Source organism: Variovorax sp. R-27, from assembly GCF_049913215.1.
Lineage (GTDB): Bacteria > Pseudomonadota > Gammaproteobacteria > Burkholderiales > Burkholderiaceae_C > Variovorax.
This window is the reverse complement of the sequence record NZ_CP183984.1, coordinates 3206050-3230891: the sequence shown is the minus strand read 5'-3', so window position 1 is coordinate 3230891 and position 24842 is coordinate 3206050. Positions and strand designations below refer to the sequence as shown.

The window sequence follows — 24842 nt, the reverse complement described above, 5'->3', positions numbered from 1 at the left end:
CGGCTAAGCGGCGCCCGCCGGGCAGCAGCACACTGCAGGCCGACTCCCATCCTCATGCAGGACCGACTCGCCATGCCCATTCTTCGCTTCCTCTTCCTCGCCGTCTTCTGCCTTTCGGCAACGCTTGCCCAGGCCGCGGGCTTCAGCACCATCGAGATACCTGCCGACCAGAAAGGCCCGGCGCTGCACGGCGGCGTGTGGACGCCCTGCGCCGCGCCAGCTGGCGAAATCAGGCTCGGCCGCTCCACCATCTCTGGCGTACGTGATTGCCCGATCGACGGCAGCCGGCTGCCGTTGATCGTGCTGTCGCATGGGTATGGAGGCTCGTTCCTCGGCCACTACGACACGGCACAGGCGCTGGCCGACGCGGGCTTCGTGGTCGCCGCCATCAGCCACTCGGACGACAACTCCCAGATCCGGGGCGGCCCGGGCGACAAGATTTCGGCACTCGCAACGCGCACGACCGACATCGCGCGGCTGATCGACCACATGCTTCAGCAGTGGCCCGCGCATGACAGGCTCGCCGCCGGGCAGATCGGCTTCTATGGGTTTTCAAGGGGCGGCTATACGGGCCTTGTGCTCAGCGGTGCACGTCCGAACTTCGAGCGGCTCCCGCCCTTGCCGTCGTCCCCCTGCGCATCGACGCCGGAAGGCCCGGCGTGCGCGCTGATGCGGCAGAGATTCCAGGAACTGCTCGCCTCGCCGCTGACCCGTGACACCCGCATCAAGGCCGCCGTGATCGCCGACCCGCTCAGCATGGTCTTCGATGCCGACAGCCTGAAGAATGTGACGATACCGATCCAGCTCTGGGCTTCCGAGTACGGCGGCGATGGCGTCACGCCCGAGAACGTGGCCGCGGTTCGCCGCAACCTGCCTGCGCCGCCCGAATGGCATGTGGCAACCGGCGCCGCGCACTTCGCTTTCCTCGCACCGTGCTCACCTGCCATGGCCAGCGCACTGCCCGAGATCTGCCGCGACGGGCCGGGCTTCGACCGCGTGGCGTTCCATGCCGGGCTCAACGCCGAGGTGCTTGCCTTCTTCAGGCAGCACCTGGCGCCAAAGCCCTAGCCTGCGCGCCGCTGCGACGACAGCCGCCGCACCACAGCCACGAGCCGATCGACCTCGTCGAAGGTGTTGTAGAACGCCAGCGAGGGCCGCACCGTCGTCTCGACACCGAAGCGCCGCAGGATCGGCTGCGCACAATGGTGCCCTGTGCGCACCGCAATGCCCTCGTCGTTCAGCGCATGTCCCACCTCCTCGGTGGTGTAGCCGTCGAGCACGAAGGACATCACGCTGGCCTTGTCGGCCGCCGTGCCGATCAGCCGCACACCCGGAATCGCACCGAGCTGCCGCATGCCATACACCAGCAGGTCATGCTCGTAGCGCGCGATGTTCTCGATGCCGATCTTGTTGACGTAGTCGATGGCGGCGCCCAGCCCCACGGCGTCGGCGATGTTGCCGGTGCCGGCCTCGAACTTGTTCGGGATCGGCTGGAACACGGTCTTCTCGAAGGTCACGTCGGCAATCATGTTGCCGCCGCCCTGCCACGGGGGCATGTCTTCGAGCACTTCGCGCTTGCCCCACACCACGCCGATGCCGGTGGGGCCGAACACCTTATGGCCGGAGAACACGAAGAAATCGGCGCCGATGTCCTGCACGTCCACCCGCATGTGCGAGACCGACTGCGCGCCGTCGACCAGCGCCTTCGCGCCCGCACGGTGCGCCAGCTCGACGATCTCCTTCACCGGCACCACGGTGCCCAGCGCGTTCGAGACCTGCGTGACTGCGACGATCTTCGTGCGGTCGTTGAGCAGCTTGCGGTATTCGCCCAGCAGCACCTGGCCCGAGTCGTCCACCGGAATCACGCGCAGCTTCGCGCCCTTGGCGGCGGCGAGCTGCTGCCACGGCACGATGTTGGCGTGGTGCTCGAGGTTCGACACGATGATCTCGTCGCCCTCGCCCACGTGCTGCCCGCCCCAGCTCTTGGCCACGAGGTTGATGGCCTCGGTGGTGCCGCGCACGAAGATCACCTCTTCGACTTCCGGCGCGTTGATGAACTTGCGAACGCGTTCGCGCGCGCCTTCATAGGCGTCGGTCGCGCGCGCGGCCAGCTCATGTGCGGCGCGGTGGATGTTCGAGTTCTCGTGCTCGTAGAAGTACGCGATGCGGTCGATGACCGACTGCGGCTTGTGCGTAGTGGCCGCGTTGTCGAACCACACCAGCTGCTTGCCGTTCACCCGCTCCTGCAGGATCGGGAAGTCGCGCCGCACGGCATTGACGTCGAACGGCGGATGCTGGCCGCTGCCGGCCAGCGGCACGGCATCGGGGCCGCGCGGATCGGGCTTGGCCGGCGTGACGAAGCCGTTGGGCAGGCGCACCGCATCGACGAAGTAGAACTGCGCATCGCGGCCGGCCGACGCCGATGGCGGGCTCGGTGGCGAGACGGGCGCGGCCGTTGGCGGCAACGCAAGACCCGCGAACGGATCGTGGATCGCAATGCCATCGGTCGCACCCGCCGATGGATGGCCGTAGCTGTTGCCCACGAAGTAGAACGGCGAGGCCGCGGCCTGCGGCGTCGCGGGCGCATTCACCTGTGGCACGCCTTGCACCGTGCCACCCGAGCGCGGCTCGAAAGCCGGCGCCACAGACAGCACCGTGTCCGGCACGCCATTGCCCGCCACCGCGTGCGGCAGCAAGGCCGGCGCGCGGTTCGCAAGCGAAGGCAGTTGCGTGGGCGATGCCGGCAGCACGTTGGCGCCGGGAATCTGCCCTTGCGGAATCGGCGTGCCCGGCACGCTCGGCCCGAAGCCGGCAGGGCTCGCCAGTGGCGAACCCGGCGGCGCAATGTTGGCGGGAAACTGCGCGCCCGGCACCAGCCCGCTCGCCACACCGGGCAGCGAACTTGGCGGCGTGCCCGGCAGTGCGGCGAACATGGCGCTCGCCATGCGCGCGAGGATGGCCGGATCGAACGGCGCCTCGCCCGGAATCGATGGAGTGCTGCTCACCGCGGCTTACTTGTAGGTGTCGGTGTAGTCGTGGTACTTGCCGATCTCGACGTCGTCGAGCACCGCCAGCGCGTCGGTGGTCAACACCGCGAGCGAGCAGTACAGCGAGATCAGGTACGACGCGATCGCATGGTTGTTGATGCCCATGAAGCGCACCGACAGCCCCGGGCCCTGTTCGCCCGACAGGCCGGGCTGGAACAGCCCCACCACGCCCTGGCGCTTGTCGCCCACGCGCAGCAGCAGGATCTTGCTCTTGCCGTCAGCCACCGGCACCTTGTTCGACGGAATCAGCGGAATGCCGCGCCAGGTGATGAACTGCGAGCCGAACAGGCTCACCGTCGGCGGCGGCGTGCCACGGCGCGTGGCTTCGCGGCCGAAGGCGGCAATGGCCAGCGGGTGCGTGAGGAAGAACGCGGGCTCCTTCCACACCTTGGTCAGCAGCTCGTCCAGGTCGTCGGGGGTGGGTGCGCCAGTCAGCGGGAAGATGCGCTGCTCTTCCGTCACCTGGGCCAGCAGGCCGTAGTCAGGGTTGTTGATGAGCTCGCTCTCCTGGTTCTCCTTGATCGTCTCGATCGTGAGGCGCAGCTGCTCCTTGATCTGGTCGTGCGGGCTGCTGTAGAGATCGGAGATGCGGGTGTGCACGTCGAGCACGGTGCTCACGGCATTGAGGTAGTGCTCGCGCGGGTTCTCTTCGTAGTCCACGAAGGTGCGCGGCAGCTGGTTTTCTTCTTCACGCGAGGTGCAGGTGACCTTGATCGACTCGGGGTTCTTGACCTTGTTGACGCGGTAGATGCCCGCCTCCACCGGCACCCATTGCAGCAGGTGCGTCAGCCAGCGCGGGCTGATGGTCTCGAGCTGGGGGACTGTCTTGGTGGCATTGGCTAGCTGTCTTGCGGCGTTGTCGCCAAGGGCGGTCGTACCACCAACTGTTGCGCTCATGGATCAGGGCTCCGGGTGTTAAGGAAAAAGTGGCCGCCAGTGTCCGGCGGCCACGGGTTTTCCCTCAACAGGCTATAGCCGCCAAATTGATCCTTCTTGCAAGGCGCGATTGCTCCAGTTGCTCGCAGCGCATGAGCAGGCCGACCATGTTGATGCCCAGCGCGGTCGCGAGTTTTTGCGCGGTGACGATCGATGGAATGACACGGCCACGCTCGATCTCGCCCACGTAGGAGCGGTTCAGATCGGAGCGCTCTGCCAGCTCCTCCTGCGACCAGCCCTTGCCCTCGCGCAACTGGCGGATGGTCACGCCGAAGTCTTCTACAAATGCTTTCATGCTGCCCCACCCGCTTTCGGTGCGTTCTGCAGGCTGGCCTGCGTGACGCTCGCGCCTGGCGGCACGTCGTCGGTAATCCAGACATTGCCGCCGATGACGGCGCCCTTGCCGAGGGTGACGCGCCCGAGAATCGTCGCGCCCGCGTAGATGACCACGTCGTCTTCCACCACCGGATGCCGCGGCAGGCCCTTCTGCAGGTTGCCTTCGGTGTCGGTCGGAAAGCGCTTGGCGCCGAGCGTGACGGCCTGGTAAAGCCGCACGCGCTTGCCGATGACGGCCGTCTCGCCGATCACGACGCCCGTGCCGTGGTCGATGAAGAAACCCGCGTCGATCTGCGCGCCCGGGTGGATGTCGATGCCCGTCTGCCCATGCGAGAGCTCGGCCACGATGCGCGCCAGCAGCGGCAGGCCGAGCTTGTAGAGCTCATGCGCCAAGCGGTGATGAATCATCGCGAGCACGCCGGGGTAGCACAGCAGCACCTCGTCGACGCTGCGCGCGGCGGGGTCGCCCTGGTAGGCCGCGAGCACGTCGCTGTCGAGCAGGCGGCGCAGGCCGGGCAGCGCGTTCGCGAACCGGCGCACGGCTTCGGTGGCCGTGTCGTCGATCTCGCTCGCGGGGCGCGGCTCATGACGCGCGTTGAAGTTCAGTTCCAGGCGAGCCTGCACGAGCAGCGCCTGCAGGGCGGCATCGAGCGTGTGGCCGACATAGAAGTCTTCGCTCTCGTGGCGCAGGTCCGGCGGGCCGAGCCGCATCGGAAAGAGCGCACCTTTCAGCGACTCGACGATCTGCGCGAGCGCGTCGCGCGACGGAAACTCGCGCGCACCGGGCTCCCGCGATCGACGCTGCGAATCGCGCCACTCGTCGCGCACGCCATGCAGCGCACGCACGATGTCGCTTACCTCGAAATGGGCCATGTGTTTTTCTCCCGGGGAACGTCTTGTGTTGGGGATTTCAGTCCTGCACCCACGGCAGCTTATGGAAACGCCAGCCGTCTGCACCGCCACGGTGCTGCTGTGCGTCGATCTCGCCCTCGAAACCTTCGAGCACGTTGAAGACGTTCGTGAAACCTGCCTTGGCAGCCGCCTCGGCGGCCAGTGCGGAGCGCTTGCCGCTGCGGCACAGCAGCACCACCACGGCGTCCTTGCCGCCGTCTTTCGCCAGCTTGGCCTCGAGTTCGCGCACGAAGCGCGGGTTGCGCGTGAGCGCCGTGCCCGTGGCCCAGGCCACGTGCAGGCTATCGGGCACGTGGCCGACAAACTTGCGCTCTTCGCCCGAGCGCACATCGACCAGCACGGCATGGCCGTTCTGCACCAGTTCCCAGGCCACCGGTGGCGTCACGCCGCCGGCATAGGGCCAATTGCTTTCGGCGGCCTTGGCGCGCGCCTGTTCCAGTGCTTCGGGCAAGACGAGTTCTTCTTCAACTTCCACTGACATGCTGTGCGGCTCCTGTTGTGCGTTGGATACGCCTTGATGGCGATAACCACCACTGTAGGAGCCGCACGCCGAAGCTCAAACAACTGAAAAGTCGATTCCTAACAACCATCCGATCTATAGAAACAGGCTCAGGCAGCCGCTTCCGCAGCTTCGGCAGCGCGCACGGCCGGGGCCGTCCGGTCCACGCTCGTCGCGCCATCCACGCCATAGGGCACGTCGCCCGCGATAGTCACCCGCCGCACCACGCGGTGCTGGTCGCCGTAGTCATTGATTGCGTAGTGCTGCGTGGCGCGGTTGTCCCAGATCGCCACGTCGCCCTGCGTCCAGCGCCAGCGCACCGTGTTCTCCAGGCGGTGCACATGGCTCTGCAGCACGCTCAGCAGATGGCCCGAGTCGTGCGTCGAATGGCCGGCCAGCCTCTTCACGAAATGGCCCAGCACCAGGCTGCGCTCGCCGGTTTCGGGGTGCACGCGCACCACCGGGTGCTCGGCTTCGAGCAGGCGGCGCGTGAACACTTCCTTGTAGCGACGGGCGCCCTCGTCGTCCAGGTCGACCGGCAGGCGCGCGGCGGCGTAGTCGTAGTCGTTGCCGTGGATGGCGCGCAGGCGGTCGGCCAACGCCTTGAGGTCATCGGGCAGGCTCTCGTAGGCCGCCACCGTGTTGGCCCAGACGGTGTCGCCGCCATAGGCCGGGATCACAACCGCACGCAGGATCGACACCTGCGGATAGGCGACCTCGAAGGTCACGTCGGTGTGCCACGAATTGGCGCGGCCGCCATGGCGTGAGTCGAGCTCCAGCAGCCGCGTGCCGTCCTTCGAGGGCACGGTCGGGTGCGGCACCAGTTCGCCCCACAGGCGCCCGAAGGCTTCCTGCTGCGCATCGTCCAGGTGCTGCTGGCCGCGGAAGAACAGCACCTTGTGCTTGAGCAGCGCGGCCTTGATGGCACCGAACACCTCGGGTTGCAGCGCGCCCGAAAGACGCACGCCGCGCACCTCCGCGCCGATGTGGCCGGCCTGCCGGACGATGTCGAGTTCGTTGTCCTGCGCAACGACCGGGGAAGAAAGAATGGCGCTCATCGAAGGTCCTCTTTGGTTGATGGAAGAAAGGAAAGAAACAAAGGCTCAATAGGCAAAGCGCAGACCGGCAGGCAGACCACCCACCGGATACAGCGGCGCTTCGGCCAGCGGCGGCGTGCCCGCGAACTCGCGCAGCACCTCTTCCTTGACGTGGGTGAAGGCAAGGTCCACGCGGTTGCGCGGATGTGCAAGCTCCACCGGCACGATGCGGCGGATGCGCCCGGGGCGCGGCTCCATCACCACCACCTTGTCGCCAAGGTAGACGGCCTCCTCCACGTCGTGCGTGACGAGGATCATGGTGATGCCCTCGGCCTGCCAGATGCGGTGCAGCTCCTGCTGCAGACGCGCGCGCGTCATCGCGTCGAGCGCGCCGAACGGCTCGTCGAGCAGCAATATCTCGGGCCGGTTCACCAGCGCCCGCGCAATCGCCACGCGCTGCGACATGCCACCCGACAGCTGATGCGGATAGGCACTCTCGAAGCCCTTGAGCCCGACCAGCTCGATGTGCGCCTGCACCTCCTTGCGCTTCTGCTGTGCACCGAGCCCGGCATTGAGCAGGCCCAGCGCGATGTTCTCCCGCACCGTGAGCCACGGAAACAGCCGGTGCTCCTGGAACACGATGCCGCGGTCAAGGCTGGTGCCGACGATGCGATTCCCGTCGATCAGCACCTCGCCGCGGTAGTCCGCTTCGAGGCCGACGACCAGCCGCAGCAGCGTCGATTTGCCGCATCCGCTGGAACCCACGATGCTGACGAACTCACCCGGCGTGATGGTCAGGCTGATGTCGTCGAGCACCTTCAGCGGTGCGCCCTCGACCTCGTATTGCTTGCTGAGCTGGCGTATTTCCAGCGTGGCGGCGTGTGCCATTGCGTTGTTCTTTCTCTTGTTCAGAAGCCGGCCACGGAACGTCCGCGCCAGGCCAGCAGGCGGTTCTCGATGCGCGTGGCGATCCAGTTGAGCGTGAAGCCCACGAGCCCAACCACGATCACGCCGAAGATCACCAAGTCCATGCGGAAGTGGTCGCGCCCGTCGATCATGGTGTTGCCGATGCCCTTGCCCGAGACCAGCAGGTACTCCGCCCCGAGCGTGGCAAGCCATGCGTAGATCAACGCCAGGTGAATGCCCGCGAAGATCGACGGCGACGCGCTCGGCAGCACCACACGCGTGAACAACTGCCAGCGGTTGAAGCGCAGCACCCGCGCCACCTCGACCAGGTCGCCCGGCACGCTGCGAATGCCCTCGAAGGTGTTGAGCACCACCGGAAAGAAAGCCGCGAGCGACAGAAAGGCCACCTTGGCCGCGTCACCCAGCCCGAACCACACGGACAGCAGCGGAATCCATGCGAACAGCGAGATCTGCTTGAGCGTGTGGAAGCCCGGCCCCACAAGGTTCTCGAACAGCCGCGACAGGCCCAGCGCCGCGCCGAACAGCAGCCCCGCGCTCGCGCCGATGGCAAAGCCCGCCAGGTCGCGCCACAGGCTGGCGGAGAGCCCTACCCACAGCTCCCCGCTCGTGGCCTGCTCCACCGCCTGTTGCCAGACGCTGTCGATAGACACCAGCAGCGGCGAACTCGACCAGCCGAAGCGGAAGGCTGCCCACCAGAGCGCGACCAGCAATGCAGGCAGCACCCAGCCGCGCAGGGGTTTCGGCACGCGGCGAAAGAGGTTCCCGGCACTCATCAGAACCCCGCCCGCCGCCAGCGCAGCAACCGCGTCTCGATCAGCGCGAGCATCTTGTCGAGCACGAAGCCGACCAGCCCCACCATCACCACCGCCGCCAGCACCACGTCGAGCTGGAACAGCTGCCGCCCGAACACGATCATGTAGCCCAGCCCTTCACTCGACGCCAGCAGCTCGACCACCACCAGCGCGAGCCAGGCGTGCGTGAAGCCGTAGCGCACGCCGTTCCAGATGGGCGCTGCCGCGGCCGGGAACACCACGCGCGACAGCAACTGCCAGCGGCTGAACCGGAACACGCGCGCCACCTCGATGTAGCGCGTGGGCACGTTCTGGATGCCCTTGTAGGTGTTGAGCGCAATGGGCACCAGCGAGGCCTTGGCAATCAGGATGATCTTGAGCGCCTCGTCGATGCCTACCAGCAGCATCAGCAGCGGCAGCCATCCCAGCACCGGCACCTGCGCGAAGGCCTTGAACAGCGGATAGACATAGTCCTTGAAGGTCGGCGACAGCCCCATCGCAGTGCCGATCAGCAGCCCGCCCACCAGCCCGACGCCGAAGCCCGCGAACACGCGCCAGAGGCTGATGCGCAGGTTGTCGAGCAGCTCGCCGCTGCGCAACGCATCGGCGAAAGTCGCTGCCACCGCCTCGGGCGACGGCAGCACCTGCGGCGCGATCCATTCGTTGCGCGCCGCGATGTGCCACAGCAGCAGCACGGCCAGCGGCACCGGCCAGGCGAGCAGCAGGCGTGCCGTGCCAGGCAGCCATCGGCGCCATGCCGCAAGGGGCGACGTTCGCCCGACGACCGGGAGCGACAGCTCCGGAGGCAGCACCGCACTCATGCGGCCGCCTTGAGATCACGCGCCAGCAGATGCCGGTTCGCGGGCCGCGCCAGTCCCAGGTTCTCGCGCAGCGTGCGGCCTTCGTACTCATGGCGGAACAGGCCGCGGCGCCGAAGCTCGGGCACTACCTGCGTCACGAAGTCGTCCAGCCCGCCGGGCAAGGTCGGCGGCATGACGTTGAAGCCGTCGGCCGCCTCTTCTTCGAACCACTGCTGCAGCTGGTCAGCGATCTGCGAGGCCGTGCCGTGAATCGACCAGTGACCGCGCGCCGTGCCCACGCGCTGGTAGAGCTGGCGGATGCTCAGGCCCTCGGTGCGCGCCAGTTCGGTCACGAGCCGGAAGCGGCTCTTGGGCCCGTTCGGCTCTGGCAAGTTGCCGGGCAGCGGGCCATCGACCGGGTAGCCCGTCAGGTCGATACCACCGATCACCGTCGACAGCAGCGCCACGCCCACGTCGGGCGGAATCAGTGATTGCAGCTCCTCGAGCTTTTCCTTCGCATGCTGCTCGCTCTGCCCCACCACGGGGAACACGCCCGGCAAAATCTTGAGCCCCTCGGGGTCGCGGCCATGGTGCGCCAGCTGCGCCTTGAGGCCGCGATAGAAAGCCTGCGCGCCCGCCAGCGACTGCTGCGCGGTGAAGATCACCTCCGCCGTCGCAGCGGCCAGCGCCTGCCCCGCCTCCGAAGCACCGGCCTGCACCACCACTGGGTGCCCCTGCGGCGGCCGCGCGACGTTGAGCGGGCCGCGCACGCGAAAGTGCTTTCCCTGGTGCGCCAGCACATGCAGCCGACTGGGGTCGAAGTATTCGCCGGCCGCCTTGTCGTGCGTGAAGGCATCGTCGTCCCACGAATCCCACAGCCCTGTCACCACATCGACGAACTCCCGCGCGCGCTCGTAGCGCAGCGCGTGCTCGGGATGCCGATCGAGGTTGAAGTTCAGCGCCTCGGCCTCGTTGGACGAGGTGACGACGTTCCAGCCCGAACGTCCGCCGCTCAGGTGATCGAGCGAGGCGAACTTGCGCGCCACGTGATACGGCTCGTTGTAGGTGGTCGACACCGTGGCGATCAGGCCCAGCCGCTCGGTCACGGCCGCGAGCGCCGACAGCAGCGTCAGCGGCTCGAAGCCAGAGACCCGTGCGCTGCGATGCAGGGTGCGCGACGCCGACGCGTCGCGGATGCCCACGCTGTCGGCCAGGAACACCGCATCGAACTTCGCGCGCTCCGCCGTCTGCGCCAGCGCCTTGTAGTGCGCGAAACCGAGCCCGGCCTGCAGCGGCACATCGGGGTGGCGCCACGCCGCCACATGATGGCCGGTCGCCATCAGGAAGGCATTGAGCTTGATCTGCCGCTTGCTGCTGCTCATCGCGCCACCGCCACTTGCTTGCCGCTGACTTCGCCATTGGCCTCGTACACCGGCCAGTAGTTCTCCAGCTTCAGCTCGCGCAGCGCTGCGTCGAGAAAGCTGCGGTCGAACCAGTTGTCGATCTCGGCCTTGCCGCGCACCAGCTTGAGCGCCAGCGCCTGTTCGGCCGAATCCTTGTAGCGCTGCACCAGGAACGGATCGAGCAGCGGCGACAGGCGCACGCGCAGCGGCTGGCCGATGAAGTCCTCGCGCCAGTATTTCTCGGCCACCTCGGCCTTGCCCCATTGCCTGAACACTTCGTCGCGCTGCGATTCGTCGGAGTAGCGCCGCGCCACCGTCACCAGCGACTTGACGATGCGCTGCGTGGCCTTGGGATAGCTCCGCGCGAAATCGTCCGAGGCCAGCAGCACGGTTTGCCGCGTGTACTTGAACGAATCCTCGGAAGCCGAATAGATCACCTTCGCCGCGCCCTTGTCGCGCAGCACGAACAGCTCGACATAGCCGAACGCGCCGTCGATGTCCCTGGTGGCCAGCGCGGCCTGTGCGCCCGGCAAGTCGAGGTTGATGAGGCGAACATCGCTTTCCTTCAGCCCGTGCGCGGCCAGCGCGCGCACGGCCGCGAGGTGCAGGTTCGTGCCCTTGTAGAGCGCGATGCGCTTGCCGCGCAGGTCCTCGATACGCTTGACCGGTGAATCCGGCGGCACCGCGAGGTAGAGGCCATTGCGCACGCCCGAGCCCGCGATGATCCGAGTCTTGACTCCGCCCGCGCGGTGCACGATGGAAGGCAGGTCACCCTGCCAGGCCAGGTCAAGCTGCTTGTTGACCAGCGCCTCGTTCACGGCCGGGCCCGCGCCCTTGAAGAACACCCACTCGATCTTCGTACCGTCAGCCTTGAATTCTTCTTCAAGCCCGCCGAAGGCATGCAGCAGCGCCGCAGACGACCCGCCGAAGCGTACCGGGTTGCCCACGCCGCCGGTGGCCACGCCAATGCGAATGGTGGCCGGCGTTTCGGTATTGGCGGCCAGCAGGCGTGGTGCGGCGGCGATCAAAGGCCACGCAGCAGCGTGACGAAGAAACGAACGTTTGAGCATGAGCGGCAACCTTGGCTTCGATGAATCCAGAAGATTCTGCGAGGCGGGTGCGCGAGGCGGAAGGAAGCTGTTCGCGCTTTCTAATGCGCCCCGCGACTAAGGGTGATTGCCGTTTGGAGACAGCCAAAAGAAAACCCGCCGTAGCGGGTAATCAGGGGAGAGCGCCTTGGTTGGTATGTCAGGGCTTGTCGCGTTCAGCTCGCCCCCACTTCAGCCGAAGCTCCGCTTCGCTGGCAGAGAGCTGCCCTTCCGCCACCAGCCTCTTGAGCCTTCGCTCATCCGCGCGGTTCAGTGCATCTTTCAGGAGAGCCATCTTGCGCTCCCGGCAAGGGCTGCATTCGTAGAAACTCGTCGGACTCCCCGTGAGCTTCATCTTTGCGTCGTACTCAAGTGCAAGAGTTCGCCCATTGGGTTCAATACCCATGGCGAGGATTTTTCCGTTCTTGAAAGTGACGAGGGCACTCCCTTCGCACCCTGTGGTATCGGTTCTTTCCGGGTCGTAGGCTCTCCATGAAACCCGACGCATGTGCCGCAAGGCATAGAGGACGTCCTCTTCTGTCAAAACGACGTCGTCGCAATTCAGAGAGTCCTTGTTCTCCCATGCCGTTCGGCCTGTGGGCTCCGTGACATCCACCTTCTGAACATAGCTGACGGGATATCGCCTGTCGGACGCCTGTGCCGGAAATGCCGCAGCCACAACCAGCAATGCTGCCGAAGTCAGGAGAGTTGTGGCTTTACTCATGGCGTTGGTACCTGCAGATTCCAATTCGCGCCCTGGGCCTCCGTCGGGTTCTTGCGGCTGACCACAGGGTGACGAAATACTTCCTCGTGACCTATTTGGATCGATTCCTGAAGCACGCGGGCAAGCCACGAGAGCGACTGATTCTGCGCCGCAGTCGGTTCGTCATATATGCCGTGCCTGACGCGCAATTTATCGAGAGTCAGTTTTTCTTCTTTTTCTACAGGTTTAAACCCCGTGGGCAACCTGGCCCTGCCGACAAGCTCGATCCCAATTGCCTCCATATTTCCTGGATAGCGCTCACCGGGTGGTTTCCGCATTTCGATCTGGTGCATTCCTTCTACCCCCACATTCGCAAAATCGCGTGGCTTGCATTTCATCGTCGCCAGACATCGCGCCCGCAACGGCCCCACATGATTCGTACGCTGATAAATCGCCGCCGTCTGATAGATGGTCCCATCCTTGTCGATGAGAAAGTGCGCTCCATTCGCCTTAGGCTGCTTGTAGCTGTTCAATGAAGACGCCGAAGTATCGGCGTCGGTCTGGTGCACGACGATGCCGGTGATTGCTCCGACCCGTTTCCCTCGTTCAATCTGTGGACTGCGAGCATGCCTGACTCGCGCGTGACTGAGCATTCCGTGTTCGTCAATTTCAACGAGCATGAGGTTCCTCCCTGATGTGTTTGCTTGATTACCGACTCTTCGCGAGGTGTGTCCGCGCATCGATGAACAACACGGATCACGACCTCGCGGCGCATGCTATGGCGAGGTATTCAAAAGGGAGGAGGAGCTTTAAAAGATTCGATCGATTCCCGAAATTCAGCACAGTCGACGAATGGATGGCCTGTAAACCACTGCAAACACACGGCCCCAGAAACGAAAAAACCCGGCGCCATGACAGCGCCGGGTTGTCGCAGATGCCCGAGGGTCCGTCAGAGCTTCGCGATCGAAACCTCGGTCGACTTCACGAGCGCGACCACGTCGGAGCCCACCTTCAGTTGCAGCTCGTCGACCGAGCGCGTGGTGATGACGGAGGTGACGATGCCCCAGGCGGTTTCGACATCGACTTCGGAGACGACGTCGCCGCGGATGATTTCGCGGACCTTGCCCTTGAACTGGTTGCGTACGTTGATGGCTTGGATGGACATGATGGTTTCTCTTTCAGGTTGAAGCAGGGATGGATGGATGAATGGGCCGGAGCGTCAGACGATCTCGGCCACGTCGTCGAACGCCAGCCGGGGGCCGCGCTCGAAAGTGCCGGCGTGGTCGGCCACGCCGAGGTTGACGAGGAAGTTGGCGCGGTAGCGCCCGTCTGGGAAGAAGGCCTTGTCGACCAGGTCGGCGTTGAAGCCCGACTGCGGCCCTGCGTCGAGCCCGAGCGAGCGCGCCGCCAGGATCAGGTAGGCGCCCTGCAGGCTGCTGTTGCGGAAGGCCGTGGCCTGTGCGGCTTCGGCGCTCTTCTCGAAGAAGGGCTTGGCGTCGTAGGCCGGGAACTGCGTGGGCAGGTGCTCGTAGAAGCGCGTGTCGTGCGCCACGATCACCGTGACACCGGCCGCCAGCGTCTGCGCGGTGTTGCCCGCGGACACGGCTGGCTTCAGCTTCGCCTTGGCTTCTTCGCTGCGCACGAACACGTAGCGCGCCGGCTGGGCGTTGTAGGCGGTCGGGCCCCACTTCAGCAGGTCGTAGAGCTTGTGGATCAGTTCGTCGGTCACGGGCACGGGCTTGAAGGCGTGCACGGTGCGGGCCTTGCGGAACAGCTGGTCCAGCGCGGCTTCGGGAATGGATTGCAGTGTGGTCATGTCTTCAAAAAGGTGTTTCAGTTCGACGCTGCTGCGAGCGCTTGGTCGAGGTCGGCGATCAGGTCGTCGATGTGTTCGATGCCGACCGACAGGCGCACGGTGTCTTCGGTCACGCCGGCCTTGGCCAGCTCCTCGGGTGACAGCTGCCGGTGCGTGGTTGAGGCGGGGTGCGTGGCCAGCGAGCGCACGTCGCCGATGTTCACGAGGCGCGTGAAGAGCTTCAGCGCATCGAGGAACCTCGCCCCTCCCTCGCGACCCGCACCGATGCCGAAGGTCAGCACGCCGCTGGAGCGGCCGCCGAAGTACTTCTTTGCCAGCGGGTAGTCGGGGTGGTCTTCGAGCGCCGCGTAGTTCACCCAGTTCACGGCCTTGCTCTGCTTCAGGTGCTGCGCCACCGCGAGTGCGTTGCTGCTGATGCGGTCCATGCGCAGTGCCAGCGTCTCGATGCCCTGCAGGATCAGGAAGGCGTTGAACGGCGAGATGGCTGCACCGGTATTGCGCAGCGGCACCACGCGCGCGCGGCCGATGTAGGCGGCCGGGCCCAGCGCCTCGGTGTAGACCACGCCGTGGTAGCTCACGTCGGGCTCGTTCAGGCGCCTGAAGCGCTGCTTGTGCTCGGCCCACGGGAACTTGCCCGAATCGACGATGGCACCGCCGATGCTGGTGCCGTGGCCGCCCAGGTACTTGGTGAGCGAGTGCACCACGATGTCGGCGCCGTGTTCGATAGGCCGGCTCAGGTACGGCGAAGGCACTGTGTTGTCGACGATCAGCGGCACGCCATGGCGATGCGCGATCTCGGCAATGGCCGCGATGTCGGTCACGTTGCCTGCCGGGTTGCCCAGTGATTCGACGAACACCGCCTTGGTCTTCTCGTCGAACAGCTTCTCGAAGCTCGTCGGATCGCGGTGGTCCGCGAAGCGCGTGGTGATGCCGAACTGCGGCAGCGTGTGGGCGAACAGGTTGTAGGTGCCGCCATACAGCGCGGTGCTGCTGATGATGTTGTCGCCGGCCTCGGCGATGGTCTGGATCGCGTAGGTCACGGCCGCCTGGCCCGAGGCCAGCGCCAGCGCCGCAATGCCGCCTTCGAGCGCGGCCACGCGCTGCTCCAGCACGTCCTGCGTGGGGTTGTTGATGCGGGTGTAGATGTTGCCCGGCACCTTCAGGTCGAACAGGTCCGCGCCGTGCTGCGCGCTGTCGAAGGCATAGGCCACCGTCTGGTAGATCGGCGGCGCCACTGCGCGGGTGGTCGGTTCGGGCGAGTAGCCGGCGTGCACCGACAGGGTTTCGAATTTCCAGTTCTGCGACATGCGACTGCCTTTCAAGGGGGCGGATGGATGAAAGAAGCTCAGATCGCCCAGCGCAATGCATGCGCGGGGGTGCTGAGCCAGCTTGCGTCGGTGCTCTCTGGCGCGGTGTCTTCCGGCTTCTGCAGCACCCTGTCGAGGATTCGTTTTTCAATGGCCGCGAAGGCCGGGTCGCCCTGCGAGCGCGGGCGGGCCAGCGCGATGTTCTCGTCGAGCGCGATGCGGCCGTCTTCGATGAGGATCACGCGGTCGGCCAGCGCCACGGCCTCCTGCACGTCATGCGTCACCAGCAAAGCGGTGAAGCGGTGGCGCTGCCACAGGTTCTCGATGAGGCGGTGCATCTCGATGCGCGTCAGCGCATCCAGCGCCCCCAGCGGCTCGTCGAGCAGCAGCAGGCGCGGGTGATGCACCAGCGCGCGGGCCAGTGCCACGCGCTGCCGCTGGCCGCCCGACAGGCGCGCCGGCCATTCGTTCTCGCGGTCGGCCAGGCCGACTTGCGCCAGCACTTCCTTGCCGCGCGCCTTGGCGTCGTTGGGCAGGCCCAGCGTCACGTTGTCGAGCACGCGGCGCCACGGCAGCAGGCGCGCCTCCTGGAACATGATGCGGGTGTCGTCGTGCAGGCCATGCACGGCCTTGCCATCGGTATAGAGGCCACCGGCGCTCGCCTCCTCCAGCCCCGCGATGAGCCGCAGCAGCGTGCTCTTGCCGCAGCCGCTGCGCCCGACGATGGCGATGAACTGGCCCGGCTCGATGGTCAGGCGCGTGTTGCGCAGCACTTCGCGCGCACCGTAGCGCTTGTGCAGGCCGCGCGCTTCGAGGCGCACGCCGCCGGCGATGGCCTGGGGTTGGATGTCTTTCAGGACGGCACTCATGGGCTTCAGGCTCCGGGTTTGAACAGCGCCACGTTCAGCGCATCGATTTTTCGGGGGAGCAGCTTTTCCGTGAAGAAGGCATCGGCGATGCGCTGCTGCTCGGTCAGGGCCTCGGCCACCACCGGACGCACGGCATAGCTGCGGCGGCTGTTGGCCTGCTCGATGGTTGCGGCGTCCAGGCCCCACACGGGCGACAGCAGCGCTGCCGCGTCCTTCGGGTTCTGCTTGACCCACTTGCCGATCTTCTCGAGCTCGGCGTAGACCACGCGCAGCACGTCGGGCCGGGCCTTCGCGAACTTGGTGCTCGCAAGGTAGTAGCGCTGGTACGAAGCGATACCCGCGCCATCCGCCAGCACGCGCACCTTCGACTGGCGCTGCGCGGCGGCGAGGAACGGGTCCCACACCACCCATGCGTCGATGGCGCCCTTCTCGAAGGCGGCGCGGCCATCGGCGGGCGTGAGGTAGGCGGGCTCGATGTCCTTGAACGACAGGCCGGCCTTGTCGAGCGCGGCGATCAGCAGGTAGTGCGCGCCAGCGGCTTTCGCGAAGCCGATCTTCTTGCCCTTCAGATCGGCCACCGTCTTGATTGGCGAATCTTCACGCACCACGATGGCCTGTGCAGCGGGCGACGGTGCCTCCTGCGCAATGAAGGTCAGGTCTGCTCCGGCGGCCTGCGCGAACACCGGCACGGTGTCGGCCACGTCGGCGCTGATATCGAGGTTGTCGAGGTTCAGCGCCTCCAGCAGCGGCAGGCCGCTGGTGAATTCGTGCCAGCTCAGCGTGACGTTGAGCGGCGCGAGCTGCTTTTCGAGCGCGCCCTGTGCCTTGAGCACGGCGATCAGCGTCGACGACTTCTGGTAGCCGAGCCGCACGGTCGCGGGCCGGGCGGCCACGCCCTGCGCAAATACCGCGCTGGCGCCGAACGCGCCCAGCGTGGCGATGACGGTGCGACGGGAAACATGGAATTGCGTCATGCCCCTGCCCTCACTTCGCCTTCTTCTGGTAGCCAGGATGCCACCGCAGCCACCACTGCTCCAGCCCGCGCGCGAACAGGTCGGCCAGCTTGCCGAGCAGCGCGTACAGCAGGATGCCCACCAGCACGATGTCGGTCTGCAGGAACTCACGGGCATTCATCGTGAGGTAGCCAATGCCGGCCTGCGCCGAGATGGTCTCCGCCACGATCAGGATCACCCACATCAGGCCCAGCGAGAAGCGCAGGCCCACGAGGATCGACGACAGCGCGCCCGGCAGGATCACCTCGCGGTACAGCTGCCAGCGCGACAGGCCGTAGGTGCGCCCCATCTCGATCAGCTGCGGATCGACGTTGCGGATGCCGTGGAAGGTGTTCAGGTAGATCGGGAAGAACACCGACACCGAAATCAAGAACAGCTTGGCCGATTCGTCGATGCCGAACCACAGGATCACGAGTGGAATCAGCGCCAGCGCAGGGATGTTGCGCACCATCTGGATGGTGGAGTCGAGCAGCGTCTCGGCGAACTTCACCGACCCCGTGAGCAGGCCGAGCGCAAGCCCCGCCCCACCGCCGATGGCCAGCCCCGCGAGCGCGCGGCCCGCGCTGACCTTCACGTGCGTCCACAGCTCGCCTGACACCGTGAGGTTCCACGCAGCCTTGACCACGTCGACAGGCGCCGGCAGCACGCGCGTGCTGAGCCAGCCCAGCGACGATGCGATCTGCCAGAAGACGATGAGCCCGACCGGCACGAGCCACGGCACCAGTCGCCCGGCGACGTTGGCAGCGAAGCTTCTGAATGCGTTGCCGGTGTTCTCGGTGGGTGCCACGGCCGGCAGCTCCTGAACTTGTTCGGTCATGACGGTCCTTCAGCTTTGGGAGACGAGGCGCGAAGGCGCGTCGAGATTGGCGACGACCTCGCCAAAGGGCCCGCTCAGCGAACCGCCTGCCAGGCGCGTCTGCGCCTTGCGCGAGAGCAGCGGGAACACCAGCTCGGCGAAGCGGTAGGCCTCTTCGAGATGCGGGTAGCCCGAGAGAATGAATTTGTCGAGGCCGAGTGCTGCGTATTCCTCGATGCGCGCAGCGACGGTCTTCGGGTCACCGACCAATGCGGTGCCAGCCCCGCCACGCACGAGGCCCACACCAGCCCAGAGGTTCGGCGCAATCTCAAGCTCGGCGCGCGAGCGCTTGGCGCCGCCAGCATGCAGCGCGGCCATGCGGCGCTGGCCTTCGGAATCCATGCGCGCAAACGCAGCCTGCGCGCGGATGACGGTCTCGTCATCCACGCGGCTGATCAGTTCTTCGGCGGCCTTCCACGCGGCGTCTTCGGTCTCGCGCACGATCACATGCAGGCGGATGCCGAACTCGACCTTGCGGCCCTGCTGCTCGGCGCGGGCGCGCACGTCGGCGATCTTCTTCGCGACTTCCGCGGGCGGCTCGCCCCAGGTGAGGTACGCATCGACCTGCTCCGCGGCGAGGTCGTGCGCAGCAGCCGACGAGCCGCCGAACCACACGGGCGGATACGGCTTCTGCACCGACGGGTAAAGCAGCTTCGCACCCTTCACGCTCAGGTGCTTGCCTTCGAAGTCGAAAGCCTGCCCGTCGTGGCTGCGCGCGATGATCTCGCGCCAGATGCGGATGAACTCGGCCGACTGCTCGTAGCGCGCCGCATGGTCGAGGTACACGCCGTCGCCTTCGAGCTCGGCCTGGTCGCCGCCCGTCACGAGATTCACGAGCAGGCGCCCGCCGGAGAGCCGGTCGAAGGTCGCGGCCATGCGCGCGGCCATGCTGGGCTGGTGCAGGCCGGGGCGCACCGCCACCAGGAACTTGAGCTTCTTCGTCGCACCGATCAGGCTCGAAGCGATGACCCACGGGTCTTCGCACGAGCGGCCCGTCGGAATGAGCACGCCTTCGTAGCCGAGGTTGTCGGCCGCGCCGGCAATCTGCTGCAGGTAAGCCAGGTCGATGGGGCGTGCGCCCTCGCTCGTGCCGAGGTAGCGGCTGTCGCCGTGCGTGGGGAGGAACCAGAAGATCTGCATCACGCAATCCCCGCGCCGGCGGCTTCGAGCAGGTTGATCTTTTTCGGGATCAGCTTCAGCGCGAAGAAGGTGTCGGCAATCTGTTGCTGCTCGGCCAGGATGGCCTTGGTGATGGGTGTAGTGCCGTAGTCCACCCGGCCCACCGACAAATCGGCCACCGGCTTCGGCAGGCCCCAGAGCGTGGCCAGTTCGGCCGCGTAGTCGCCCTTGTTGGCTGCGCCCCAGACGTCGATCTTGTTGATCTCCTCGACCGCGATGGCCAGCACGTCAACGTTCTTCGCCACGTAGTCGAGCGACGAGAAGTAGTAGCCACGGTTGCCGACCACGCCGGTGGCGTCGGCCAGCACGCGCGCTTCGAGCGACTTTTCGGCTGCGGCGAGGAACGGGTCCCAGATGACCCAGGCGTCGACCGAGCCCTTCTCGAAGGCGGCGCGCGCATCGGCCGGCGGCAGGTAGACCAGGTTCAGGTCGGTGTACGGCAGCCCGTGCTTCTCGGCCAGCTTGACGATGAGGTAATGGACGTTCGAGCCCTTGTTGAGCGCGATCTTCTTGCCCTTCAGATCGGCCACGGTCTTGATGGCCGAACCCTTGGGCACGATCACCGCTTCCGCCCGCGGACGCGGCACCGTCGCGGCCACATAGGCCAGCGGCGCACCGGCTGCCTGCGCGAAGATGGGCGGCGCCTCGCCCACGTCGCCGAAGTCGATGGAGCCGACGTTCAGTGCTTCGAGCTGCACGGGGCCGGCGGTGAACTCGGTCCACTTCACGGTCACGCCGAGTGGTGCGAGTCGCTTCTCGAGCGTGCCGCGGCCCTTGAGGACGCTCAGCGGCCCCTTCTGGTTGCCAATGCGGAGCTGGCGTGCGGGCGCCTGTGCCAGCGCAGCAAAAGAAGGCAGCGCAATGGCGGCAGCAACGCCCTGGATCAGGCGACGTCGGGGTGCGGAAATCAATGTCATGGCAATGCTTGGGTATGGATGTGCCGCGCGGTCAGGCGGCGGCAATGAAACTCACGATCAGCGCAATGGCGCTGACGACGATGACGCTCACGGCAAGATCGCCCAGCGCGTGCCAGAGGGAGCGCGGCGAGGTGTCGAGCACGGAGTCTTCGGTGGCAACGGGGGTCATGCGTGGATTCCTTGGTCTGCAAAAACTTCAGGCAAAAGCTGTCCCGCACCGCGCGCAGGCGGCTTTCAAGAACGGGAATGAGGGAGATGAGGTCTGGACAAGCCGGGCTCGCGACGAGCCCGTGCTTTCAGACGCTACATCGCACGCGAGAAAACGGCACCGGCTCGAAGCCGTGGGTTGCCGGCAGCTTCAGGCCTTCGGTGGCCAGCACCTCGACGGCCTCGTTGAGTCGCTCGGCCAGGTCGTTGTGCACCTGGTCGGCGTTCTCGGGCGTCAGCGCAATCTGCGATTCGCTGGCGTACACGCCCGGCAGGATGTGGCGCGCCGACAGCGACTGCAGCACGGGGCGCAATGCGTAGTCGAGCGCGAGCATGTGGTGCGGGCTGCCGCCGGTGGCCAGCGGCAGCACCGTCTTGCCCTTCAGAGCATTCTGCGAAAGCAGGTCCAGAAAGACCTTGAGCAGGCCGCTGTAGGCCGCCTTGTAGACCGGCGTGGCCACCACGATCACACGGGCCGCCGCCACCTGGGCAATGGCACGCTCGATGGCCGGGTTGTTCCACTCGGCCAGCAGCAGCGCCTGCGCCGGCAGCTCGCGGATGGCAAGCCGCTCGATCCGCGCATGGCGCTGGGCCAGCCGCTCGCCCACCGAGTCGAGCAAGGCGGTGGAGCGGGACGGGGCCGTTGGGCTGCCGGCAATCAGGAGAACGGACACGGGAGACTTTCTGTTTTCTTCGGAGATGTCGAGGCGAGCCGGGTCATGACGCTCGCGGAACGGGCGCCATGCGGGACCGGATCGGTCGCGGGTCGAGTTACTTCTGCTTTGTCGTGTAGATCTGGTCGAAGGAGCCGCCGTCTGCGAAATGCTCCTTGTCGGCCTTCGCCCAGCCGCCGAAGGCCTGGTCGATGGTCACCAGCGTCAGCTTGGGGAACTGCTTGTCGTACTTGGCCTTCGCCTTGTCAGACGTCGGGCGGTAGAAGTTGCGGCCCGCAATGTCCTGGCCTTCGTCCGAGTACAGGTACTTCAGGTATTCCTCGGCCACGGCGCGCGTGCCCTTCTTATCGACGACCTTGTCGACCACCGCCACGCTGGGCTCGGCCAGGATGGAGATGGAGGGCACCACGATTTCGAACTTCTCGGGGCCGAATTCCTTCAGCGCCAGGAAAGCTTCGTTCTCCCAGGCCAGCAGCACGTCGCCCACGCCGCGTTGCACGAAGGTGATGGTCGAGCCGCGCGCGCCGGTGTCGAGCACGGGCACGTTCTTGAACAGGTTGCCGATGTATTCCTTGGCCTTGGCATCGCCGCCGTACTTGCGCTTGGCGAACTCCCAAGCGGCCAGGTAGTTCCAGCGGGCGCCGCCCGAGGTCTTGGGGTTGGGGGTGATCACCTGCACGCCGGGCTTGATCAGGTCGTCCCAGTCCTTCAGGCCCTTGGGGTTGCCCTTCTTCACCAGGAACACGATGGTCGAGGTGTAGGGAGCGGAGTTGTGCGGCAGGCGCTTCTGCCAGTCGGCCTTGACGAGGCCGCCATGCGTGACGAGCGCGTCGACGTCGCCGCCCAGCGCCAGCGTGGCTACGTCGGCGTCGATGCCGTCGATGATCGAGCGGGCCTGCTTGCCCGAGCCGCCATGCGACTGCTTGACCGTCACGTCCTGGCCGGTCTTGGCCTTCCAGTACTTGGCGAAGGCCTGGTTGTAGTCCACGTACAGCTCGCGCGTCGGGTCATAGGACACGTTCAGCAGCGTCACTGGGGCTGCGCCGCCCTGGGCAAACGTCGGCAACGCCGACAGGGCCATGGCACCGGCCACGCCGGCACCCAGGGAAAGCTTGATAAAGTCGCGGCGGAGGCTCATGGTGTCTTGCTCTGAAAAGGCATATCAATGAAGCTGCGTATTCTCAATACGACATATAGAAACTGGAACGACCAAGTTTTCAGTTCTAAATAGCCAAATCAACTAAGCAACCGCTTTCCCCACTTTTCCCGTTCAAAGGCAATCGAAATGGCACGCATGGTTCAGTGCATCAAGCTCGGCAAAGAGGCCGAAGGGCTCGACTTCCCGCCCTACCCAGGCGAGCTGGGCAAGCGCCTCTGGGAAAACGTCAGCAAGGAAGCCTGGGCCGCCTGGCTCAAGCAGCAGACCATGCTGGTCAATGAAAACCGGCTGAATCTGGCCGATCTGCGCGCCCGCCAGTACCTGGCGCGGCAGATGGAAAAGCACTTCTTCGGCGAAGGCGCCGACGTGGCGCAGGGCTACGTACCCCCCTCGGCCTCCTAACGGTCGCCACCGCGATTGCCGCCTACCTCTTCTTCGGGGAACACCGCAGAACCGGCTTTGCCGGGCTGCAGGTGTTGCCCCCTCGAAGGGGGTTGGCGAAGCGACACGAAGTGCGCGAAGCCTGGGGGTGAGCCTGTTACATGGCGCGCCGACGGCGTCCCCCGCAGCGAGCGCTTCGACGACATCTATCACACCGAAACCGGAGCACTGGCGCAGTCGCGCCATGTGTTTCTGGGTGGCTGCGGGCTGCCCGAGGCCTGGATCGGACAGCCGCAATGGCTGATTCTCGAAACCGGATTCGGGCTTGGCCTCAATTTCCTGACAACCTGGCAGGCCTGGCGCGCGGACGCCGGGCGGCCACGGATGCTGCACTTCGTCTCTATCGAGGCGCACCCGGTTTCGGCTGACGATCTGCTGCGCGCAGCCGGGGCGTACCCCGAACTGGCCTCCCTCGCCCGCGAACTGGCCGCGCAATGGCACGGGCTGCTGCCGGGCTTCCACCAGCTGGCCTTCGACGAAGGCCGCGTGCTGCTCACCCTCTGCATCGGCGACGTGCAGCCGATGCTGCGCGCCCAGCGCTTCGATGCCGACAGCATCTTTCTCGATGGCTTCAGCCCGCAGCAGAACCCTGCCATGTGGTCGGAAGACACGCTCAAGGCCGTGTCGCGCTTTGCGCGGCAAGGCACGCGCATCGCCACCTGGACGATCGCGCGGACGGTGCGCGACGCGCTCAAGCAGTTCGGGTTCTCGGTCGAAAAAGACCAGGGCCTGCCACCCAAGCGCGATTGCCTGCGCGGCGTGTTCGCGCCCGCCTGGACGGTGCGCCGCCGCGGCCCCGTGACCGAGCGCATCGACACGCCGGGCCGCTGCGCCGTCATAGGCGCCGGGCTTGCGGGCGCGGCAGTGGCGGCGAGCCTTGCGCGGCGCGGATGGCAGGTCACCGTGCTGGATGCCGCCGACTGCCCCGCCTCTGGTGCGTCGGGGCTGCCGGTGGGCATGCTCGCGCCACATGTGTCGCCCGATGATGCGCTGCTGTCGCGGCTCACGCGAGCCGGCATCCGCGCCACGTGGGCCGAACTGACACGATTGCTGGAAGAAGGCCGCGACTGGCGCGCCAGCGGCGTGCTGGAGCGCCGGCCCGATGGCGACACGCGCGTGCCGGCTGGCTGGAGCGATGGCGGCCCCAACGAATCGTGGCCCGCGAGCGCCGGGCAACTGGCGGCTCTTGGACTGCCGAGCGATGCGCCCGCCCTTTGGCACGCACGCGCCGCCTGGGTGCGGCCGCACCGGCTGATCGCCGCGTGGCTGCGGCAGCCGGGAGTCGAGTTTCGTGGTGGGTGCAAGGTGGAGCGCCTGGAGCGGCACGCGAGCGGCTGGCAACTGTTCGACCCGGCCGGCCAGTTGCTGATCGACGTCGACCGCGTGGTAATAGCCGCAGGCTTCGAATCAGGCCGATTCGCCCCCAGGCTCCCTCTTCAGCCGGTGCGCGGCCAAGTCGCCTGGGGCCACATGGCTGACGGGCTCGAACTGCCCGCCACGCCCCTCAACGGCGACGGCCATCTGGTCGCTCACGTGCCCGACGCCGAGGGCACCCCGATCTGGCTGGCCGGCGCGACCTTCGACCGCGACAGCACGGACCTCGCCCCCACCGAGACGGACGGCGAAGCCAACCGCGAGCGCCTTGCGCGGCTGCACCCTACCGCGGCCTCCGCGCTGGCCGCTTCGTTCGCGCACGGCCAGGTCAATGCCTGGGTCGGCATCCGCTGCGCCTCGGGCGACCGGCGACCGCTGGTCGGCCCGCTCGACGCCGATGCTGGCGGCCTCTGGGCCTGCACCGCGCTGGGCTCGCGCGGCCTGAGCTTTGCCGCGCTGTGCGCAGAACTGCTGGCCGCGCAGTGGCACGCCGAGCCGCTGCCCCTGCCCGCCACGCTGGCCAAGGCACTCAGCACGCAGCGGCTCTGAAT

At 66.5% G+C, this 24842-nt stretch carries 27 protein-coding genes; 3 read left to right on the top strand and 24 right to left on the bottom strand.

Annotated features, from left to right (window positions below; all coding sequences use genetic code 11):
* Positions 1-72: 72 nt before the first annotated feature.
* On the top strand, positions 73-1068 hold the full coding sequence (locus ACN9MV_RS15040; RefSeq protein WP_093054936.1) for an alpha/beta hydrolase family protein: 996 nt from the start codon (positions 73-75) through the stop codon (positions 1066-1068).
* Here the strand turns inward: ACN9MV_RS15040 and ACN9MV_RS15035 are convergent.
* The 24 genes from ACN9MV_RS15035 to ACN9MV_RS14920 all read right to left on the bottom strand — a co-directional run bounded on the left by ACN9MV_RS15035 (position 1065) and on the right by ACN9MV_RS14920 (position 22455).
* A complete protein-coding gene (locus ACN9MV_RS15035; RefSeq protein WP_426393168.1) occupies positions 1065-2945 on the bottom strand; it encodes a family 2A encapsulin nanocompartment cargo protein cysteine desulfurase in 1881 nt (626 codons plus the stop codon). The two genes, ACN9MV_RS15040 and ACN9MV_RS15035, sit on opposite strands and share 4 nt — an antisense overlap.
* A 66-nt stretch (positions 2946-3011) precedes the next feature.
* The gene (locus ACN9MV_RS15030) at positions 3012-3944 is read right to left on the bottom strand and encodes a family 2A encapsulin nanocompartment shell protein (RefSeq protein ID WP_093054609.1); all 933 of its coding nucleotides are present in this window, start codon (positions 3942-3944) and stop codon (positions 3012-3014) included.
* A 64-nt stretch (positions 3945-4008) separates the two neighbouring features.
* Positions 4009-4278 carry a helix-turn-helix domain-containing protein gene (locus tag ACN9MV_RS15025; protein ID WP_081269389.1) on the bottom strand — a complete coding sequence of 90 codons (270 nt, stop codon included), beginning with the start codon at positions 4276-4278 and terminating at the stop codon, positions 4009-4011.
* Positions 4275-5192 (bottom strand): serine O-acetyltransferase EpsC, encoded by a 918-nt coding sequence (gene epsC / locus ACN9MV_RS15020; RefSeq protein WP_093054607.1) that lies wholly within the window; start codon positions 5190-5192, stop codon positions 4275-4277. Before epsC ends, ACN9MV_RS15025 begins: the two co-directional genes overlap by 4 nt.
* A gap of 37 nt (positions 5193-5229) precedes the next feature.
* Complete coding sequence (locus tag ACN9MV_RS15015) at positions 5230-5712, bottom strand: rhodanese-like domain-containing protein (protein WP_426392935.1); 483 nt, start codon at positions 5710-5712, stop codon at positions 5230-5232.
* Between the two features lie 128 nt (positions 5713-5840).
* Positions 5841-6788 (bottom strand): TauD/TfdA dioxygenase family protein, encoded by a 948-nt coding sequence (locus ACN9MV_RS15010; RefSeq protein WP_093174171.1) that lies wholly within the window; start codon positions 6786-6788, stop codon positions 5841-5843.
* Between the two features lie 45 nt (positions 6789-6833).
* The gene (locus ACN9MV_RS15005; RefSeq protein ID WP_426392934.1) at positions 6834-7655 is read right to left on the bottom strand and encodes an ABC transporter ATP-binding protein; all 822 of its coding nucleotides are present in this window, start codon (positions 7653-7655) and stop codon (positions 6834-6836) included.
* 20 nt (positions 7656-7675) lie between these two features.
* Positions 7676-8467 carry an ABC transporter permease gene (locus ACN9MV_RS15000; RefSeq protein WP_258355135.1) on the bottom strand — a complete coding sequence of 264 codons (792 nt, stop codon included), beginning with the start codon at positions 8465-8467 and terminating at the stop codon, positions 7676-7678.
* Positions 8467-9306, bottom strand: coding sequence for an ABC transporter permease (locus ACN9MV_RS14995; RefSeq protein WP_426392932.1), 840 nt, complete (start codon positions 9304-9306; stop codon positions 8467-8469). The genes ACN9MV_RS15000 and ACN9MV_RS14995 overlap by 1 nt, the downstream gene beginning before the upstream one ends.
* On the bottom strand, positions 9303-10667 hold the full coding sequence (locus ACN9MV_RS14990) for an LLM class flavin-dependent oxidoreductase (protein ID WP_093173953.1): 1365 nt from the start codon (positions 10665-10667) through the stop codon (positions 9303-9305). Before ACN9MV_RS14990 ends, ACN9MV_RS14995 begins: the two co-directional genes overlap by 4 nt.
* Positions 10664-11758 (bottom strand): ABC transporter substrate-binding protein, encoded by a 1095-nt coding sequence (locus tag ACN9MV_RS14985; protein ID WP_093174173.1) that lies wholly within the window; start codon positions 11756-11758, stop codon positions 10664-10666. The genes ACN9MV_RS14990 and ACN9MV_RS14985 overlap by 4 nt, the downstream gene beginning before the upstream one ends.
* A 178-nt stretch (positions 11759-11936) precedes the next feature.
* The gene (locus ACN9MV_RS14980) at positions 11937-12500 is read right to left on the bottom strand and encodes a hypothetical protein (RefSeq protein ID WP_426392929.1); all 564 of its coding nucleotides are present in this window, start codon (positions 12498-12500) and stop codon (positions 11937-11939) included.
* A complete protein-coding gene (locus tag ACN9MV_RS14975) occupies positions 12497-13159 on the bottom strand; it encodes a peptidoglycan recognition protein family protein (protein ID WP_426392928.1) in 663 nt (220 codons plus the stop codon). The genes ACN9MV_RS14980 and ACN9MV_RS14975 overlap by 4 nt, the downstream gene beginning before the upstream one ends.
* A gap of 269 nt (positions 13160-13428) precedes the next feature.
* Positions 13429-13644 carry a TOBE domain-containing protein gene (locus tag ACN9MV_RS14970; RefSeq protein ID WP_007829250.1) on the bottom strand — a complete coding sequence of 72 codons (216 nt, stop codon included), beginning with the start codon at positions 13642-13644 and terminating at the stop codon, positions 13429-13431.
* A gap of 54 nt (positions 13645-13698) precedes the next feature.
* Positions 13699-14295: a malonic semialdehyde reductase gene (locus tag ACN9MV_RS14965; protein WP_093054585.1), complete on the bottom strand. Its 597-nt coding sequence runs from the start codon at positions 14293-14295 to the stop codon at positions 13699-13701.
* Positions 14296-14312: 17 nt separating this feature from the next.
* Positions 14313-15602: an O-acetylhomoserine aminocarboxypropyltransferase/cysteine synthase family protein gene (locus ACN9MV_RS14960; RefSeq protein ID WP_426392926.1), complete on the bottom strand. Its 1290-nt coding sequence runs from the start codon at positions 15600-15602 to the stop codon at positions 14313-14315.
* A gap of 38 nt (positions 15603-15640) precedes the next feature.
* The gene (locus tag ACN9MV_RS14955) at positions 15641-16471 is read right to left on the bottom strand and encodes an ATP-binding cassette domain-containing protein (RefSeq protein WP_426392925.1); all 831 of its coding nucleotides are present in this window, start codon (positions 16469-16471) and stop codon (positions 15641-15643) included.
* Between the two features lie 5 nt (positions 16472-16476).
* On the bottom strand, positions 16477-17445 hold the full coding sequence (locus ACN9MV_RS14950; RefSeq protein WP_426392924.1) for an aliphatic sulfonate ABC transporter substrate-binding protein: 969 nt from the start codon (positions 17443-17445) through the stop codon (positions 16477-16479).
* Positions 17446-17455: 10 nt separating this feature from the next.
* Complete coding sequence (gene ssuC, locus ACN9MV_RS14945) at positions 17456-18301, bottom strand: aliphatic sulfonate ABC transporter permease SsuC (RefSeq protein ID WP_093054578.1); 846 nt, start codon at positions 18299-18301, stop codon at positions 17456-17458.
* A 9-nt stretch (positions 18302-18310) separates the two neighbouring features.
* Positions 18311-19480, bottom strand: coding sequence for an FMNH2-dependent alkanesulfonate monooxygenase (gene ssuD, locus ACN9MV_RS14940; RefSeq protein ID WP_426392923.1), 1170 nt, complete (start codon positions 19478-19480; stop codon positions 18311-18313).
* Positions 19480-20436, bottom strand: coding sequence for a sulfonate ABC transporter substrate-binding protein (locus ACN9MV_RS14935; RefSeq protein WP_426392921.1), 957 nt, complete (start codon positions 20434-20436; stop codon positions 19480-19482). The genes ssuD and ACN9MV_RS14935 overlap by 1 nt, the downstream gene beginning before the upstream one ends.
* Before the next feature lie 31 nt (positions 20437-20467).
* On the bottom strand, positions 20468-20605 hold the full coding sequence (locus ACN9MV_RS14930; RefSeq protein WP_177142297.1) for a hypothetical protein: 138 nt from the start codon (positions 20603-20605) through the stop codon (positions 20468-20470).
* A gap of 127 nt (positions 20606-20732) precedes the next feature.
* Entirely contained in the window at positions 20733-21317 is a 585-nt protein-coding gene (ssuE, locus tag ACN9MV_RS14925; RefSeq protein WP_426392920.1) for an NADPH-dependent FMN reductase, read from the bottom strand.
* A gap of 97 nt (positions 21318-21414) precedes the next feature.
* Positions 21415-22455 carry a sulfate ABC transporter substrate-binding protein gene (locus ACN9MV_RS14920; protein ID WP_093173969.1) on the bottom strand — a complete coding sequence of 347 codons (1041 nt, stop codon included), beginning with the start codon at positions 22453-22455 and terminating at the stop codon, positions 21415-21417.
* A gap of 147 nt (positions 22456-22602) precedes the next feature.
* Between ACN9MV_RS14920 and ACN9MV_RS14915 the strand changes: the two genes are divergently transcribed.
* Positions 22603-22878 (top strand): oxidative damage protection protein, encoded by a 276-nt coding sequence (locus ACN9MV_RS14915; RefSeq protein WP_093173971.1) that lies wholly within the window; start codon positions 22603-22605, stop codon positions 22876-22878.
* Between the two features lie 183 nt (positions 22879-23061).
* Entirely contained in the window at positions 23062-24840 is a 1779-nt protein-coding gene (mnmC, locus tag ACN9MV_RS14910; RefSeq protein ID WP_426393167.1) for an FAD-dependent 5-carboxymethylaminomethyl-2-thiouridine(34) oxidoreductase MnmC, read from the top strand.
* The last annotated feature ends 2 nt before the right edge of the window (positions 24841-24842 follow it).